A 16,845-nucleotide genomic window follows, 5' to 3' on the forward strand; every position below is an offset into this window, starting at 1 on the left:
CACACCCTTTTAGAAAAATGAAAAAAAGAGAATTTGTAACGATCACATGTCTGCTTCTGTTTATATGTACCGCCTCTATGGGCCAAACAAAAGTGCAACTCACAATACTGGAAGCAAAGACCGAGCAACCGATAATAGCGGCAAATATAGCATTTGCAGAAAATGATAATCCGGAAAAGACGTTGTATGCCATCACTGACCTGAATGGCAATGCCATCTTGAAGCTCCCTCGTCCCGGTACATACCATTATCACATCACTTCCGTAGGCTACATACCCCTGAAAGGAAAAATAACACAAGCAACCCGAAACCTGACCCTTCACATGACGGAAGATGTAATGGGACTGAACGAAGTAGTGATAACGGGTTCACGCACGGCACGTCCCATCAAACTTTCTCCGGTAACCACGCAGGTGTTGGGAGGAAAAGCACTGGTAGACGCCGGATATGGAAACTTGCAGCAGGCTCTGCAACAGGAAACACCGGGATTGAACATACAGAAAGTAGGCTTTGGCAATGAAATAAGCATGCAGGGACTGGATGCACGCCATGTGTTATTCCTGATGGATGGAGAACGACTGACCGGAGACATGGCCGGAAACCTGGATTACGAACGTTTCAATCTGCATGCCATAGACCGCATCGAAATTGTGAAAGGTGCCAGTAGTACTCTGTATGGTTCGCGTGCGGCAGGAGCCGTTATCAATCTGATAACTAAAAAGACGAACAAACCTCTTAGTATCGATGCCGGAGTGCGTTACGGGCAAATGAACGAACGTAATTATAAAAATCCATCAAAGAGTGACTTCCTCTACATGTTCGAAAAGAATGCTGACCGCCCAAATCTGCAAAGTTGGGTCTCCGCAGGTTTTAAGCAGGGAGCATTTACCTCGCAAACAGATGTATGGTACAGCGAAAGTGATGCTTTCTATCTTTATCAGGCGGAAAATGACAAGAAGATATATACACAGGAAGCCAATCCCTTCCTACCTCACGATATCATTGTAACCAGTGCTACAGCGCGTCCGCCTATGGGAATCGAAGGAACCGAGCATATTTCAGCTTCACAAAAGGTTTATTACGATCCGAACAAAGATTTATCGGTTTTGCTCTATGGCAGCGCATTCTTCATGAATACATACGACCTGATACAAGATCTGACTTTTAGTCAGGCACGTGACTGGACGGGAGGAATCAAAGCCACTTACCATGTGAAGGACTGGTTTTCTGTAACCGGAAGTTTACATAGCGATTTTTATGACCGCTTTAAACGACACGAACGCCGGAATGAACGGCAGAAGGTATATGAAAGCCGAATCTTGCAACCACGACTGACCATCACCAGTAATTACTTTAAAGCCCACCACCTGATCTTTGGAGTGGAACATATTTCGGATGACCTGACAAGCGACCGTTTTGTGAATCGCAAAATGACTACACGGTCACTGAAAGAAACGGAATATTTTCTGCAGGACGAATGGGAAGTGTCTAAACAATGGATGATTTCCGCCGGGTTGCGTACTAACTTTTCCCATGCTTTCGGATTCATGGGAATGCCCAAAATCGCAGCCAAGTTTTCACCCAACGACCAATGGAGTTTCCGTGCCAACTATTCAATGGGTTACCGTTCACCCAGTATCAAGGAGCTTTTCTTCAACTGGGATCATCTGGGCATGTTTCAGATAAAAGGCAACGAATACCTGCAACCGGAGAAAAACAACTACATGTCAGTTGGAGCCGAATACACCAACGACCGGCTATTCTTGTCCGGTACGGTTTACGGAAACTACTTTAAAGATAAAATAGAAGGAGTCTGGAGAATCTATGACATGCAATACAATTTTGAATACACTAATCTCAGCAAACAGCGCTTACTGGGCCTGGAGGCACTGGGACGTTGGCGCATGTTTGACTTCCTGACACTGAATGCCACCTACAGTTTTGTCAATGTGAGCAAACTTAAAGGTGTACAGGTTAACACCACCTCTCCTCACGCAGCTACAGCCAGTTTGGACTATAAGTACAATCGCAAAAACTATCGGTTGGGTGCCATATTCAGCGCATCATTTATGGGTAACAAGAAATTCGATGTGCAGGATCGTGTATGGATTGAGGAGGAGAATACCAGCAAGGATGCCTACTTCCGTTGCGATCTTCCGGCATATGTGCTGTGTAATCTGGCCGTTTCACAAACCTTCTACAACAAAGTAAAAGTGACACTGGGCGTCGACAACCTTTTAAACTATAAGCCCAAAACATTGGGTTCGGGAGTGACCATGTTCAATGTACCCGCCACCCCCGGTGCCCACGGACACGTACAGATTGAGTTTATGATAGACGACGTAATAAATGCATTAAAGAAAAAGAAATGAGAGAAATGAATGTTTTTAAAGCTTTATGCTTGTCATTCTGCTGCATTATAATAACTTCGTGTGTAAAATATGATGCCGAACCGTTTACCGGTAAGACACTGCCCCGCACATGCGGTTATTCCACCGGTGTTACGAACGATTGGATTTATTTCAACTTACGTACCGGAGAGCGGTTTAATACCCTTTCACCCAATCAGGATATTACTGAAGGAGAACAGAAAGAGCGCACAGATTGGGATCTCGCATTCTGCGGATATCGCCTGCGCACCAACAGTGGTACCAGTGGCATCGGTCAGGGTGCTGCCGCTGATCTGGGATATGGAAGCTATGACAAATGGAAAACTGTTTCGCAACTACCCGCTGATTTGAAATGGACGGTAGACAATGATACTGAAGTATACGTCACAATGTCGCAAAACGACTGGAACAAATATCTGATAGAGCATGGGCTGGATTTTAATGAGAATCCGTGGTTCGACCCCAATACCGGTCCGGCTAAAACATTGACCAGCGCCAATCCGATATTGGCTGAAGCCATGAGTTTCGCCGGCCCCCCTCCGGTTTACACGCCCTCTTATCACACCTATGTGGTACGTACCGCCGATGGTAAACGATATTTCAAGATACAAATCATCAGTTGGTATAATGCCAATTCGGAGATAGGCGACAGTGGCGGACAAATCAGTTACTATTGTGATGAATTAAATTAAGTATAACCCAAAATGAGACAAACAACAATGAAAAATCAAACCAGATATTGGTGGAAAACAATTGCTTCTTTTCTTTTAGTTCTATTTACCATGCCTTTGGGACATGCCCTAATGATTATGATGGAGCATCTGATCATTCCTACTGCACTCCATTATACGGCATTTGCCATGGGAGGAGTAGGATTGCTTATGGTTATCATCGGTGTCTTCGCACGAAACGACACGAAACAAACGCTTTGGGGGCTGTTCGGTGGCCTGCTTTTTTGGACAGGCTGGGTAGAGTTTTTATTTATGTACTATGCCAACCGATACGGAATACAGCCCGAAATGCTAAATGGAGAAGTAGTAACACGACCAGAATATCTGATTATGCCGACCTCATTCGGATTCTGGGCTATGTTCATGGTGCTCTATCTATTTAGTGTAAAAACAGGCTGTAACTTTATCAATTGGTGTCAGGCGGCATTGTTCCGAAGTAAGAAAAGTGAAATCGTGGCACGCCCCATGACCCGTCATACATCTATCGTTACCTTCATGGAACTTAACATGATGTTATGGAGTTGCTACCTATTACTGATGTTCTGTTACGACAGTAACTTCCTTGGGGACCATCATCCGGTGACAATGTTGATAGGTATGGGTTGCCTGGTCGGTTCAGTATTCATGTTTCGCCGGCAGTCACGACTTGCCTCTTGGGGAGCAAACATTCGCATGGCAATAGCCACGGTAATCGTATTCTGGACACCGGTGGAAATATTGGGACGAATGGATTTCTTCAGCGAAATATGGGTTGATCCGTTAGGGCATCCAACAGAGATGATCACGATTCTGGCTGTTTTTGTCATATTGGCTATCTATTTATGGTATATAGCCTCTAAGAAGAAACAAAAAGCGGCACCTCAATCCTCTCGGTAATCAACGCATCGCCAATTTATTCATAATCTTCGGGAACTGAACAGCGAAGATGGCTGTGCAACAAATAGCTGCCGTAGCATCCGATATGCCTTCGGCAGCATAAACTCCTACCACGCCCATCAGATGCGGAAGTATCAGAGCCAACGGAACCAACAAAATCACCTTACGGAGCAATGCTATGAAAATGGAAACTTTTGCCTGCCCCAGTGCGACAAACATATTCTGGCATGCCCGCTGCAATCCGAAAATCGTCATTCCTGCCAGAAATACAGGCATCACCCGCACTACGGTTTCTATCAGTTTTTCATCGGACGTAAAGGCTGAAGCGATGACAGACGGAAACAGGATCATCAGCAGAATCAAAATAAAATTGAACAAGAACATAAAGGTCATCACTATCTTAAAGCATTCTTTAACCCTCTCCCGGTTTCCATGCCCGTAATTATAACTCACAATAGGTACAAATCCCAATGCAAATCCGGAAAGCGGAACGCTGACAAAAAGCATGGCACTCTGCATGATCGTCAATGCGCTCACGTAGATATCACCAAATGTTTTCAGAGACCCATTCAAGACAAAGCCAACCAGACTTTCGGTACTCGCCATAATAAACGGTGAAGCGCCCAATGCCAGTATAGCACCCACTACTTTCCTATCCAATTTCATATATCGGGATTCAAGTCGCAAAGAAGCACGGCCGGATGTCAGAAAAACCAATACCCAAGCAGCACTGCAAGCTTGCGAAATAATAGTAGCAAGCGCCGCCCCTTTCACTCCCCATCCAAAAACAAAAATAAACAGAGGATCGAGTAGGATATTGAGTAGCGCTCCGATAACGATCGACAACATAGCGATACCGGGACGGCCCTGAGTATTAATAAAGGTATTCAGTCCTACAGAAACCTCTACAAACAAAGTACCGATCAAGTAGATCGAAAGATAATCCGTAGCATATCCGAGAGTCTGATTGGACGCACCTGTAAACAAAAGTACCGGCTCCATAAAAAGATAAGATAAGGCAGATGTCAGGAGCGTAAAAAGTAATAATAGCACAAAACCATTCCCCAATATTTTTCCTGCATGTGAGCGATTGCCCTGCCCTAAAGCTATGGCTGCAAGGGGTGCACCTCCCCCCGCCACAATAGCAGAGAAGGCGGAAATCAAAATAATTAGAGAACCTGCCACACCGATACCAGCAAGCGCCTGTGTACCAATTCCGGGAATGTGTCCGATATAGACTCGGTCTACAATATTGTAGAGTAGATTTACAATTTGTGCAATTACTGCAGGAAGTGCCATCCTGAATACAAGCGGCAACATACGGTCAGTACCAAGCCTCTCTTCATATTTATCATTCATAACCCAAAAGCAATAAAAAAGCCCTTTACGTTATCGTAAAAGGCTGATTATAATTTGTAGTGGGTACGAGAATCGAACTCGTATTACATGCGTGAGAGGCATGTGTCCTAACCGTTAGACGAACCCACCGACTGAAAATTAGATTCAAAAAAGAGCCAAGCAATAAACTCGGCTCTTCCCTTGTCATCTTAAAGTTGAGATTTGGTGCGGAAGCTGGGGGATTCGAACCCCCGGTACGGTTACCCGTACGTCAGTTTAGCAAACTGGTGGTTTCAGCCACTCACCCAAACTTCCTTTTTAACCGCATTTCCTCTCAAATGCGATGCAAAGATAGAGGGAACTTTTGAACTACGCAAATCTTTCTACAACATTTTTTTCACGGATTTTATGCGAAATAAGTTAACCAGCTAAGTTTCAAATGTTAAAGGAGAGAACTTTTTTTTCATACTCTCGCTCTCCAGGGCAGTCATTGGAGTAGAAGGAATCTTTTTACTTTGAAAAATTGATTTATATCAACTGATTTTCGTATTTTTGTCTCCGCAATCTATAATAACTTATCAATATATACATGATGGAAAACCTGAAAGAGACAGTGGATGCTGTTGTAAACTCCAGATATCCGGAGATGAACAAAGAGGGACGGGAACTACTGGCACAGGTCTTGATACGTAAAGAACTGGAAAAGGGTGAAATGTTGTTGAACGAAGGACAAATAAGCCGTCACATGGTTTTCGTCGGAAAAGGAATGTTACGGCAATTCTATTATAAGAACGGGAAAGATGTCACCGAACACTTCTCATACGAAGGATGTATTCTGATGTGCATCGAAAGTTTATTGAAACAAGAACCCACCCACTTGATGGCCGAAGCGTTGGAACCGGCAGTGATATACATGCTTCCCTACGACATCCTGCAAAAGTTACTGGAACAGTCCAAAGAGATCAATGCTTTCTATCGCAGAGTGCTGGAATATTCACTCATTGTATCACAAATAAAAGCTGATTCATGGCGTTTTGAAACGGCACGTGAACGTTATAACCTGCTTTTACATCACCATCCGGAGATTATCAAGCGGGCACCGTTATCACACATTGCTTCCTACTTGCTGATGACCCCGGAAACACTCAGTCGTGTACGTTCGGGAGTACTGTAAAAAATATTTTTTGATTTATATCAAAACGTAATCCAATTACATGCTGTATTTTTGCAGCAGTTAATAAATAGGTTGTTTTTTATAGGAATAAAGATTAGTTTTTAGGTAACAATTAAAAAAACAGGCAGTGTCGGAAATCCGCCACTGCCTGTTTTTTATAAGTATACCTTCCCCATCATTCATAAAGGTCGTGTTTCACCATCTCTTCGAAAAGTCTGGCGAGCTTCTCCACGATCGGTTTCACATAGCGTTCACCTTTTTCAGCAGTAGCTTTTCTGGGATCTCCCACTCCACTGTCTGCTGTCGCTTTATCCCAATGGCGGGGCACCCAGGCTACTTTCTCATTCAACGAAGCGATGGCAAACGGTTTCGACTTTCCGTCACCGGCTTCAGCCAGATTCACCAATTCCGGATGATAATGCATCATCACAGCAGTTTCCGACTCTCCAGCATGATCGTCAACCTCCGCTTCAAAATACCCTTTGGGAGAAACCACTTCAAACCAGTTTGCGGCAGCAATCAGAAAATCGGGATATTCAAAGGCAAGATCACGAATCATCCCCTTAAAATTGTTTCCTCCGTGTCCACACAGGATGACCAGTTTCCGGAATCCCTGCACATAAAGAGAAGATACGATATCTTCCAGAATAGCCTGTTGAGTAGCATAACGGGTATGAATACAAAACGGCAATTCACGTTGTCCCGGATTATGCGCTCCAAAAGGTACGGGCGGCATCACCATACAACGTACTCCCGAACGTGCAAGTGCCATTTCGGCTGCCTCTACGGCAATATCGTGAGGAAGAATACAATCGGTAAGATACGGTAAATGCAGATTATGGGGTTCCGTAGCTCCCCACGGTAAGATGATAACGTCATATTTCAGCCCTTTCACCTTTCCAAGGCAGGATACTGAAAGATCTACTTCTTTATTCATGGTCTTCTTTTTTTTAATTCAAATGTAACATCGCAAAGATATGAATAAAAACATTCCGATGAATACCTGATAGGCAAAAACGAGTTCACCATAAAATAGACAGAGCCCCACAGAGTTTTTCCTATTTCTTCTCGATAAAACTCTGTGAGGCTCTGTGGTGAACCCGGGATTTAATTCATTATCTTTATTCCCACAAAATAAGTCCGTGGCTGAGTCGGTCCATAAAAGTAACCTGCATCCCGGAACTCTCCTTTATCCAAGTCCTTTTGGAAACTATTGAATATATTTTGTATTCCACCGTTCACCTGCATCTTGATATGATCTTTCAGCACAAAAGTATAGTTCAGTTTCAGATTAAGGTCCACAAACTGCGGGGTGTGCTCCATACGCGACTTCTCGATGTATCCCGCCATATGCGGCACAATCATCTTACCGGTATAAGTACCGGAAAGTGAAAAGTCAAAGCTCTTCAACGGTGCCGACGTGAAAGTGAAATAACCGTAATAATCCGGTGTACGAGGCATCCGTTTCGTTGTCTGTTCCTCTTCCCCTTCACTGGTCCATATCTCTGCCCGGTTGTATCTGCTGCGTTGCACTGTAAATCCCAATTGCAACTGTGCCTCACGCCCGTGAGCTACCTTCGCATCCAGATTGACACCATATACTTTCGCCCCGCTACCATTCCGGCGCTCCTTTATCTTATCTCCATTCTCGTCCAGACCGATATCCTCGAGCACAAATACATGATGCAGATCAGTATAAAAACCTTCCAGAAGAATATTAGACTGCCAGTGTCCCATTGGGAACGACCAATCCACCGAACCACTAAAGCTGTTGGAACGTTCTTCACGTAACCCCTCAGCCAGTCGGATCTGCACCCCTTCACCTCCCACAGCTGTCACATGCAGGTCTTCATCGTAAGCCTGCGGGGCCCGGAAGCCGGTAGAGTATGTCAGACGTGCCTGCAAATTATCGCTCGGCTTATATAGAAAATTCACACGCGGGCTAAAGATCGGATGATCGATCAGGTTATGCTTGTCCAGACGTGCTCCCACGAGCATGGTCCAGCGGTTCAAGCGCCATTCGTTCTGTACAAATCCTCCGGCAATACGGACATCCTGCTGCATGTCACGGTGATACCCGGTCATCACATCGTGCAGAGAGTTATTCTGATACTCTACACCACCTGTAAATGTAGCAGGGGCAAAAAGACAACGGTCCATATTTCCCACATACATACCTCCCACTACCCAAGTCAGATCGTTTGTTTTACCATACGCATTCATATCCTGTTGAGCACCGTAATAGCTGTTGCGATCCGTATGCTGGATAGATCCATATACAGACATCTTATGCTTCTCTCCCCAATAACGGTCATAACTTAATCCTCCGCTATTGATAATATGTTTTGTTTGTTCGGTAATATCCGATTCGTGAGGTTGTAAATTGAATTTATTGCCACCCCGGCGAAATTCATTTGTTGTGTGATACTCCACATTGATGCGGCTGAAATAGTTGGGACGATAGTATGCACGCATCCCGAAAGTATTCATATTCAATTTGCCCAGTTCCGAAAAACCATCCCCGTCCGCATCATAAGGATTACGATTTCGGTATGTCTCATACAAAGCGATACCGTACGAATTATCTTTCGCAACCAGAGAAACGTTTCCTCCCATATATTGCTCCCACGACTTACCATTCATATTAGACATCGTGCTTGCCACCTGAAAAGAATTGTTTATCGGATCTTTTGTAATAATATTGATTGTACCTCCCACAGCATTGGCCCCAAACAGAGCCGATCCACCTCCGCGCACCACTTCCACACGTTCGATCATATTTACCGGAATCTGTTCCAGCCCATACACTCCCGACAATGCGCTGATGATAGGACGGCTATTAATCAGAATTTGCGAGTAAGGACCTTCCAATCCATTGATACGTACTTGCGGAAAACCGCAGTTCTGACAATTGTTCTCTACCCGCAGCCCTGATTGAAAATTAAGCGACTTCGCCAGGTCGGTAGAATTCACCGTTTCAAAAAGCTTGGCGCTCATCACGTTCACCACCACCGGCGCCGCCTTCCGGCTCACCTCATTCCGGTTGGCCGAGACAACCACTTCATCTGTCATAAAACTTTCTTCTTCCATCTGGAAATGAACCACCGATGTGGCCTCTGCACTGACCGTGATTGTTTTTTCCTGTGTTTTATACCCCATTACCTGTACACGGAGTGTATATTTCCCGGCAGCCAACTTACGAAATTCAAACTGCCCTTCTTCATTGGATACCGCACCACGGTTGGTCCCCAATATCATTACCGTTGCGAACGGAATGCTTTCTTCAGTGCCTTTCACAATAACGTGTCCGGCAATCATATTACCTTCTTTAATCGGATTGACTGCATACAAACTCATGCTTACACACGCAAGCACAAGCATAACTATATAATTTTTCATTGTTTGTTATTAGCTATGATATATAAAAGAGTAAAAGAAACGGAAAGGGGCTCTCCCCTAAATTTAGTTTAAGCCTGTTCGGCCGGAGGGGCACGCAAAGAAATTACCCGTAAATGTGTTTCTGTTGTCACCGGTATACTCTCAGGTATCTCTACCGTAAACAGCACCGGCCGTTCGGGTGTAAAATCATATTGCACATGGGCTTCCAGCGAATGGAATGTAGCAAAATGGGCAATAACAACAATATTAGATGTAGAATGTGAGTGAGTACCTTTATAGGGGTGAGAGTGCGCAATCATTACACCGTTTACGTAATGCACATGGGTAAACATCGTAATGCTCACCTGGTACGTCACGAACAGCGTCAACAACAGAAACGATAATAGAACTCTTTTGATGTATCCCACCTATTGCACTCTTATTTTTAAGTCGGCAAAGATAGTTATTATTTTCATAAGTATCTACACATTTCTTCCAGATATTTCCGGTCGGTTTCATCAAAGAAATTCAGGAGATCACTGTCTATGTCCAACACTCCCCATACCCTACCTTCCTTTATCAGTGGAACCACAATTTCCGATCTGGAAAGCGAGCTGCAAGCAATATGTCCCGGGAAAGCTTCCACATCCGGAACCAACTGGGTTTTAGCTTCCTCCCAGGCCGTGCCGCAAACTCCTTTACCTTTTCGAATGCGCGTACAGGCCACCGGTCCCTGAAACGGTCCCAGTACCAGCCGGTCCTGCTTCACCAAATAAAAACCTACCCAGAAAAAATCGAAAGCTTCCTTCAAGACAGCAGCTACATTAGCCAAATTGGCAACCAGGTCCTCTTCCCCCTCTATCAGAGCCTTTACCTGAGGCAACAAAGAGAGATATTGTTCCTCTTTGCTGCCCGATATAAATGTAAGTTCTTCAGCCATATTCTATTATTTAGTTCCAAACAGATATTCATAATCCCTCTCTGCAGCGGGCTTCACCCACTCTTCGGGAATAAATTTCCACTGGTTCAGCGCACGGGGATTCAGTGTGCCTTTCTTTTCGATATACTGCATCAGATAAAAACGGAGATCTTTATCCGTTGAGAATATGATACGCTCTTTCAGCTTTTCTTGTGGAATTCCCGATCCCTTTGTCAGTAGTTCTCCACCGCCGTTGCCACGGTAAGAGTTCAGTGCTACCTTATATATATGATCCATTCGGAACGGAGCACCGTCTGCCATGCTGACGATGGTCACTTTCTCTCCTTTCGGTTTAGTCACATCCACTGTATAAATGATTCCGGCAGCCGAATCGAAGTTAAAGCTGAAATTCTGGAACGAGGCCCGGTCTTCGGCACCCGCCGTACGTTTCTCCTTCAACCACAGCAAATGATCTTCCGGCGACTTCATCTGATTCGTCCACATATAATAGGATTCCTCCAGAAAATCTTTAATCTCTTTTCCCGATAGCTTCATTACATAAAGCATATTTTCATATTTATACAGGTTGAACATATCGCTCACGCGGATATCTCCTTTCTTTATCTCAGCATCAAACGATAGCGGAGCGGCAAACGAAATGTCTGCCCCCGAAATGTCGAGTTGCAGCGAATGGATAAAATCGATAAACGCCGACGAGCCGAAATAGGCCGGACGAGTAGACAGATCTTCCGTAAACACACCGATTTTCTTCGAAACAAACTTCTCTACCGCACCATATTGCACTGCGAAATGTCTCATAAAGGCTTCACTTACACCATATTCTTTTGTATCCGTCAATACCCCGTCTATTTGTTTGCTCACCACTCTGCCATCTTTCAGTTTCAGTGTCACATCAATGTCCGACACTACAATCCCGTTACTTGCCGGATCAATCACCAGCACGGAGTCACCCGCAACGTTCACTATCTTTTTGCACTCCTTGGCATGGTCATGCCCCATCAGTACCATATCGAATCCCGGCACATTCTTCGCCACATTCAACGATGCATTCTCGTTATACTTACCCGACATGACAAAAGCATCCTGACCTGCATGAAACAGCCCGATCACCAAATCCGGTTTTTCTTTCTCACGGATCACTTTCATCCACTTCCGTGCTGTCTCCTCCATATCGTCAAACCGTAGCCCCTGCCACAGATTCTCCGACAACCAGGCAGGAATAGCCGGTGTAATCATGCCCAGTACCACAATCTTCACCCCGTCACGTTCCAACACTTGATAGGGAGGAAGATGGGTCTTGCCCGTAGCCGTTTCGATAATATTAGCCCCCAGCACCGGAAATTTACACTCACCGATCCAACGATCGAATACAGGGCGACCCGTTTCTACATCATGATTTCCCATGTTTCCGGCATCGTATCCCATAAAGTTCATCATTTCGGCACACACATGTGGTGCTACTGTATCTATATAATTATAGTAGTAAGCCGAAGGCTGTCCTTGCAGAATATCTCCGTTATCCAGCAAAATAAGGTTCTCTTTATAAACTTCCCGATTCTTTTGCACCAACGCATACACGCGTGCAAGGCTTCCGCCCCACTCCTTCTGAGTGATAAAATTATAAGGAAAGTAATTACCATGCACATCGCTTGTCTGCACAATCTTCAGTTTCACCTCTCTCTCTTGTGCCGGCAATACACACACCAGACAAAGCAAGAAAGCACAAATACAAATCAATCTTTTCATCATAATAATGGTTTAAATTTGATTCACCACAGAGTCTCACTGAAAGGATTTAAATAGAGAATAAACTCTGTGTGACCCCGTGATAGTCTCTTTTTCTTATAACGGATGCGAAACAACAAACCTCGCCCCTCTTTCATAGTCAGGATCAATCCAGATACTGCCACCCCATTTATCCACTGTCAGCTTACAGATCGAAAGTCCTAATCCGGTCCCCTGAGCATATTCGTTCAGCTTCTCAAACCGTTCGAACACCTGCTTCTGTTTCTCTTTCGGAATGCCGCAGCCCGTATCCGCCACAGCAAACAATACCCGCTTCTTCTCCCTGTCTACTTCAAACTGCAATGTGATTGTACCGTTTTTGGTAAACTTCGCCGCATTCGTCAGCAAATTGATAAGCACCTGCTGCAAACGCTGAACATCTACCTGTAAAACAAAAGAGTCGATCTTGGTTTCAAAAACAAACCGGTTACCCGATTCCCGGCGCGACATCTCTACCGACGACAACGCCTGCCTGCATAGCTGAACCACGTCACAGTCCTCCGGAGTCAGCGTCACTTTATCTGCCTCCAACCTCGAAAGATCGAGTATATCATTAATCAGCCGTAACAACAAATCGGAGTTCGACTGGATAATTCTGAAATAATTCCGCTGATCCTCGTCCGAGCTTCCACCCGAAGCCAACACGTCCGAAAAGCCCACGATCGCGTTCAATGGTGTCCGTATCTCATGGCTCATATTAGCAAGGAAAGCACTTTTCAACCGATTCGATTCTTCCGCCCGGTCTTTCGCTTCATACAAATCCGCCTGCGAACGTTCCAAATCATCCTTCAGCCGTTTCGTCCGCAGATAGAAATAGATAGAAATCAGCAGTCCCATAACCAGGACACACAGAACGCCTACTCCACCCCAGATCTGATACCGGTATTGCCGATAGAAAGAAGGTGATTCGTTTACCAGCTTTACCGCCATAGGCAATGCAGCCACGTTTATCTTCTGTTCCTTCACTTTTTTACTATCCAGTAGTGCTTCCGTGCCTACCACTTCCACCCGTAGTGTCGTATCTCCGGGATTTTCCAACAACCGGGCTGTTTCCGCCGCCAGCTCTTTACCAAATGTCCGGAAAGCAGGCACTACCCCTCCGACAGCCCAATAACCCAGTCCGATGGAAGTAGCTGTAAATGTCGGTATGTCCGGAATCGCTTCCATCATCGAATACGTGGCATTCCTCATAAAATAGCCTTCGTTCTTGTCCACCCTCCACGTGCCTATTAGTACAGCCGTATGTTTCGGCAGTTTCCGAAGTTCGTCCACAATGGTATAAATGGTGTGTTCGCGCCCGTCCAGCAGAATCAGGTTCAGTTCAGGAAACTGTTTCATCTCCCTCCGCACATGCGCCTGCAAAGTGACACCCCCATAAGTATTGTCCGATATAAAAGCGATATTCTTTGTATCCGGATAGATAGCCCGGATCATGCGGATGTTCGATGCAATGTCATATTCGTACATAAATCCGCCACGTACCTGCCGTTTCAGATTATCTTCATAAAAATCGGATGATTCCGGCATCCAGTGTACCAAATCTTTTTCATCATCCGGAAGTAGTACCACATTCCGGCTGGTCAGTGCGCACAACACGGGCACTTCCCCTGTCACTGAATCGTTCAGTGACAAATAAGAGGCCCATGCCTCCTGTCCGAACAGAATAATCAACGCCGGCTCCTGATTCCCCCGGTATTTATCTAAAATGTCTCTCATCACCCCTTTCCAGCGAGGAAAATCAGAGAAGCTCTTACAGTTCATATTTTCAATGACCACTCCCCGTTTGCCTCCTAATCTCTCATATTCATCCATAAAATCGGAAACATTGGCTGAAGTAGGATACGCTCCCGGATTATACGAACAGATCATAAGGATAGGTTTCTCTCCGGTAGCGGCATATCCCGTCAGGGGACGGCAGAAACCCATAACTACCAGAAGCAAAAAAAGAATATATTTAAGCGACACCGGCATATTCATCTGTTTTAGAGTGTGTGTATCCGTTTTTTATGCCCGCAAAGATACTAAAAGTTGATGGTTATAGTAGATTATTGCGTACATTTGTCGCTCAATGTCCTAAAAATAGTTTATGGAAATCTTTCACAAAATGATTTCGGCAGCGCTCAACCTGCCGGAAAAGCAAATCAGCAATACCCTCAGGCTATTGGCCGAGGGAGCCACTATCCCTTTCATCAGCCGCTATCGTAAAGAAATCACGGGCGGCCTGGACGAAGTGCAGATAGAAGCTATCAAAACGCAGTACGATAAACTCTCCGACCTCGCCAAGCGTAAAGAGACCATTTTCGGCACCATCAGTGAACAGGGCAAACTGACACCCGAATTGCAGCAACGCATCGATGCGACCTGGGATGCCACTGCCCTTGAAGATATCTACCTGCCCTACAAGCCTAAACGCAAGACCCGTGCGGAAGCCGCCCGTCAGAAAGGGCTCGAGCCCCTCGCCCTATTGATAATGATGCAGCGGGAGAACAACCTCAACGCCCGGGTTTCCGCCTTCGTGAAAGGCGATGTCAAAGATGCCGATGATGCCCTGAAAGGCGCCCGGGACATCATTGCCGAGCAAGTCAGCGAAGACGAACGTGCCCGCAATGCCGTGCGTAACCTCTTTGCCCGTCAAGCTGTTATCACTGCCAAAGTAGTAAAAGGAAAAGATGAAGAAGCTGCCAAATACCGCGACTATTTCGACTTCTCTTCTCCCCTGAAACGCTGCACTTCACACCGCCTGCTCGCCATCCGCCGTGCCGAGGCCGAAGGTTTGCTGAAGGTCAGTATCACCCCTGACGACAATGAATGCCTCGAACGACTCTATCGCCAGTTCGTACGCAGCACCAACGAATGCGGACGCCATGTATCCGAAGCCGTGCAGGATGCCTACCGCCGCCTGCTGAAGCCTTCCATTGAAACTGAGTTTGCCGCCCTCAGTAAAGAGAGAGCCGACGATGAAGCCATCCGTGTTTTCGCCGAAAACCTGCGCCAACTGCTCCTTGCTCCGCCTCTGGGGCAAAAACGTGTCATGGGCATCGACCCCGGATTCCGTACCGGCTGCAAGGTAGTCTGTCTCGACGCGCAAGGTAATCTGGTACACAACGAAAATATCTACCCGCATCCCCCGGTAGACAAAAAAGCCGAAGCCGCATCCAAACTCCGGAAAATGATAGAAGCCTACAAGATAGAAGCTATCGCCATCGGCAATGGGACTGCCAGCCGCGAGACAGAAACCTTTGTCACCCACCAGCAGTTCGACCGTCCCGTACAGGTATTTGTCGTCAGTGAGCAGGGTGCTTCCATCTACTCCGCTTCCAAGATAGCCCGCGACGAGTTCCCCGATTATGATGTCACCGTCCGCGGCGCCGTATCCATTGCCCGCCGCCTGATGGACCCGTTGGCGGAACTGGTAAAAATCGACCCCAAATCCATTGGTGTAGGTCAGTACCAACATGATGTAGACCAGACGAAGCTGAAGAAATCGCTCGACCAGACGGTTGAGAACTGTGTCAACCAGGTAGGCGTCAACCTCAATACTGCCAGTAGTCATCTGCTCACCTACATCTCCGGGCTGGGTCCGCAACTGGCACAGAACATCGTCTCCTACCGTGCCGCCAACGGCGCCTTCTCTTCTCGCAAAGAGTTGATGAAAGTGCCCCGCATGGGAGCCAAAGCTTTTGAACAGTGCGCAGGGTTCCTTCGCATCGCCGAAGGTGAGAACCCACTGGACAACACCGCCGTACACCCCGAGAGTTATGGCATCGTCAATCAAATGGCGAAGGATCTTTCGTGTACCGTACCCCAATTAATTGCCGACAAAGCCCTGCGCAATCGTATCGAAGTAGAAAAGTATATCACCCCCACTGTAGGGCTCCCCACTCTGAAAGATATTCTCCAAGAGCTTGATAAACCGGGACGTGACCCGCGCGACACGATACAGGTTTTTGAATTCGACCGGAACGTTCGCACCATCAATGACCTCCGCGAAGGCATGGTGCTTCCCGGTATCGTCAGCAATATCACCAATTTCGGTGCTTTCGTGGACATAGGCATCAAGGAAAACGGACTTGTCCATCTCTCCCAACTTGCCAACCGATTCATCACCGATCCCACCGAAGTGGTCTCCATCCATCAGCACGTCACGGTGAAAGTACTGAGCATTGACTTCGAACGGAAACGGATACAGTTGACGATGAATGTCGAATAATGGCTTCAAACAAAAATTTCACC

12 protein-coding genes and 2 tRNA genes are annotated in these 16,845 nt (G+C 46.0%); 5 read left to right on the forward strand and 9 right to left on the reverse strand.

Annotated elements, in window-relative coordinates:
- Positions 1–17: 17 nt before the first annotated feature.
- From ISX59_RS09585 to ISX59_RS09595, 3 genes are read left to right on the forward strand one after another with little or no spacing between them, the layout of a single operon-like run.
- Positions 18–2,372 (forward strand): TonB-dependent receptor, encoded by a 2,355-nt coding sequence (locus ISX59_RS09585; RefSeq protein ID WP_220575852.1) that lies wholly within the window; start codon positions 18–20, stop codon positions 2,370–2,372.
- Between the two features lie 5 nt (positions 2,373–2,377).
- Positions 2,378–3,082: an HmuY family protein gene (locus ISX59_RS09590; protein WP_370633251.1), complete on the forward strand. Its 705-nt coding sequence runs from the start codon at positions 2,378–2,380 to the stop codon at positions 3,080–3,082.
- 27 nt (positions 3,083–3,109) lie between these two features.
- Positions 3,110–3,997, forward strand: a complete 888-nt coding sequence (locus ISX59_RS09595; RefSeq protein ID WP_234059100.1) for a hypothetical protein — start codon at positions 3,110–3,112, stop codon at positions 3,995–3,997.
- Here the strand turns inward: ISX59_RS09595 and ISX59_RS09600 are convergent, their stop codons facing one another.
- The 3 genes from ISX59_RS09600 to ISX59_RS09610 form a co-directional block, all read right to left on the reverse strand.
- A complete protein-coding gene (locus ISX59_RS09600) occupies positions 3,998–5,356 on the reverse strand; it encodes an MATE family efflux transporter (protein ID WP_005776582.1) in 1,359 nt (452 codons plus the stop codon).
- A gap of 57 nt (positions 5,357–5,413) precedes the next feature.
- A tRNA-Glu gene (locus tag ISX59_RS09605) sits at positions 5,414–5,485 on the reverse strand.
- A 78-nt stretch (positions 5,486–5,563) separates the two neighbouring features.
- Positions 5,564–5,650: transfer RNA gene (locus ISX59_RS09610), tRNA-Ser, on the reverse strand.
- A gap of 277 nt (positions 5,651–5,927) precedes the next feature.
- Here ISX59_RS09610 and ISX59_RS09615 point away from each other — a divergent pair.
- Positions 5,928–6,509, forward strand: coding sequence for a Crp/Fnr family transcriptional regulator (locus ISX59_RS09615; RefSeq protein ID WP_032530433.1), 582 nt, complete (start codon positions 5,928–5,930; stop codon positions 6,507–6,509).
- Between the two features lie 175 nt (positions 6,510–6,684).
- Here the strand turns inward: ISX59_RS09615 and ISX59_RS09620 are convergent, their stop codons facing one another.
- The 6 genes from ISX59_RS09620 to ISX59_RS09645 all read right to left on the reverse strand — a co-directional run bounded on the left by ISX59_RS09620 (position 6,685) and on the right by ISX59_RS09645 (position 14,583).
- Complete coding sequence (locus ISX59_RS09620) at positions 6,685–7,446, reverse strand: creatininase family protein (RefSeq protein ID WP_005776580.1); 762 nt, start codon at positions 7,444–7,446, stop codon at positions 6,685–6,687.
- Between the two features lie 170 nt (positions 7,447–7,616).
- Positions 7,617–9,908 carry a TonB-dependent receptor gene (locus tag ISX59_RS09625; RefSeq protein WP_005776579.1) on the reverse strand — a complete coding sequence of 764 codons (2,292 nt, stop codon included), beginning with the start codon at positions 9,906–9,908 and terminating at the stop codon, positions 7,617–7,619.
- A 68-nt stretch (positions 9,909–9,976) separates the two neighbouring features.
- On the reverse strand, positions 9,977–10,315 hold the full coding sequence (locus ISX59_RS09630) for a hypothetical protein (RefSeq protein WP_005776578.1): 339 nt from the start codon (positions 10,313–10,315) through the stop codon (positions 9,977–9,979).
- A gap of 44 nt (positions 10,316–10,359) precedes the next feature.
- Positions 10,360–10,827, reverse strand: coding sequence for a GAF domain-containing protein (locus ISX59_RS09635; protein WP_005776577.1), 468 nt, complete (start codon positions 10,825–10,827; stop codon positions 10,360–10,362).
- 6 nt (positions 10,828–10,833) lie between these two features.
- Positions 10,834–12,573, reverse strand: coding sequence for a bifunctional UDP-sugar hydrolase/5'-nucleotidase (locus ISX59_RS09640; RefSeq protein ID WP_005808913.1), 1,740 nt, complete (start codon positions 12,571–12,573; stop codon positions 10,834–10,836).
- Positions 12,574–12,669: 96 nt separating this feature from the next.
- Positions 12,670–14,583, reverse strand: coding sequence for a HAMP domain-containing sensor histidine kinase (locus tag ISX59_RS09645; RefSeq protein WP_005808915.1), 1,914 nt, complete (start codon positions 14,581–14,583; stop codon positions 12,670–12,672).
- Positions 14,584–14,698: 115 nt separating this feature from the next.
- Between ISX59_RS09645 and ISX59_RS09650 the strand changes: the two genes are divergently transcribed.
- Complete coding sequence (locus ISX59_RS09650) at positions 14,699–16,822, forward strand: Tex family protein (RefSeq protein WP_220575855.1); 2,124 nt, start codon at positions 14,699–14,701, stop codon at positions 16,820–16,822.
- The last annotated feature ends 23 nt before the right edge of the window (positions 16,823–16,845 follow it).

The organism is Bacteroides sp. FSHCM14E1 (genome assembly GCF_019633785.1).
In the GTDB taxonomy this organism is placed as follows: Bacteria; Bacteroidota; Bacteroidia; order Bacteroidales; family Bacteroidaceae; genus Bacteroides; species Bacteroides hominis.

Bases quoted from the DNA above. Each gene is read 5' to 3' on its own strand.
- ISX59_RS09625 (WP_005776579.1), bottom strand. From the start codon at position 9,908: ATGAAAAATTATATAGTTATGCTTGTGCTTGCGTGTGTAAGCATGAGT.
- ISX59_RS09620 (WP_005776580.1), bottom strand. From the start codon at position 7,446: ATGAATAAAGAAGTAGATCTTTCAGTATCCTGCCTTGGAAAGGTGAAA.
- ISX59_RS09640 (WP_005808913.1), bottom strand. From the start codon at position 12,573: ATGAAAAGATTGATTTGTATTTGTGCTTTCTTGCTTTGTCTGGTGTGT.
- ISX59_RS09645 (WP_005808915.1), bottom strand. From the start codon at position 14,583: ATGCCGGTGTCGCTTAAATATATTCTTTTTTTGCTTCTGGTAGTTATG.
- ISX59_RS09595 (WP_234059100.1), top strand. From the start codon at position 3,110: ATGAAAAATCAAACCAGATATTGGTGGAAAACAATTGCTTCTTTTCTT.
- ISX59_RS09615 (WP_032530433.1), top strand. From the start codon at position 5,928: ATGGAAAACCTGAAAGAGACAGTGGATGCTGTTGTAAACTCCAGATAT.
- ISX59_RS09585 (WP_220575852.1), top strand. From the start codon at position 18: ATGAAAAAAAGAGAATTTGTAACGATCACATGTCTGCTTCTGTTTATA.
- ISX59_RS09635 (WP_005776577.1), bottom strand. From the start codon at position 10,827: ATGGCTGAAGAACTTACATTTATATCGGGCAGCAAAGAGGAACAATAT.
- ISX59_RS09590 (WP_370633251.1), top strand. From the start codon at position 2,378: ATGAATGTTTTTAAAGCTTTATGCTTGTCATTCTGCTGCATTATAATA.
- ISX59_RS09650 (WP_220575855.1), top strand. From the start codon at position 14,699: ATGGAAATCTTTCACAAAATGATTTCGGCAGCGCTCAACCTGCCGGAA.
- ISX59_RS09600 (WP_005776582.1), bottom strand. From the start codon at position 5,356: ATGAATGATAAATATGAAGAGAGGCTTGGTACTGACCGTATGTTGCCG.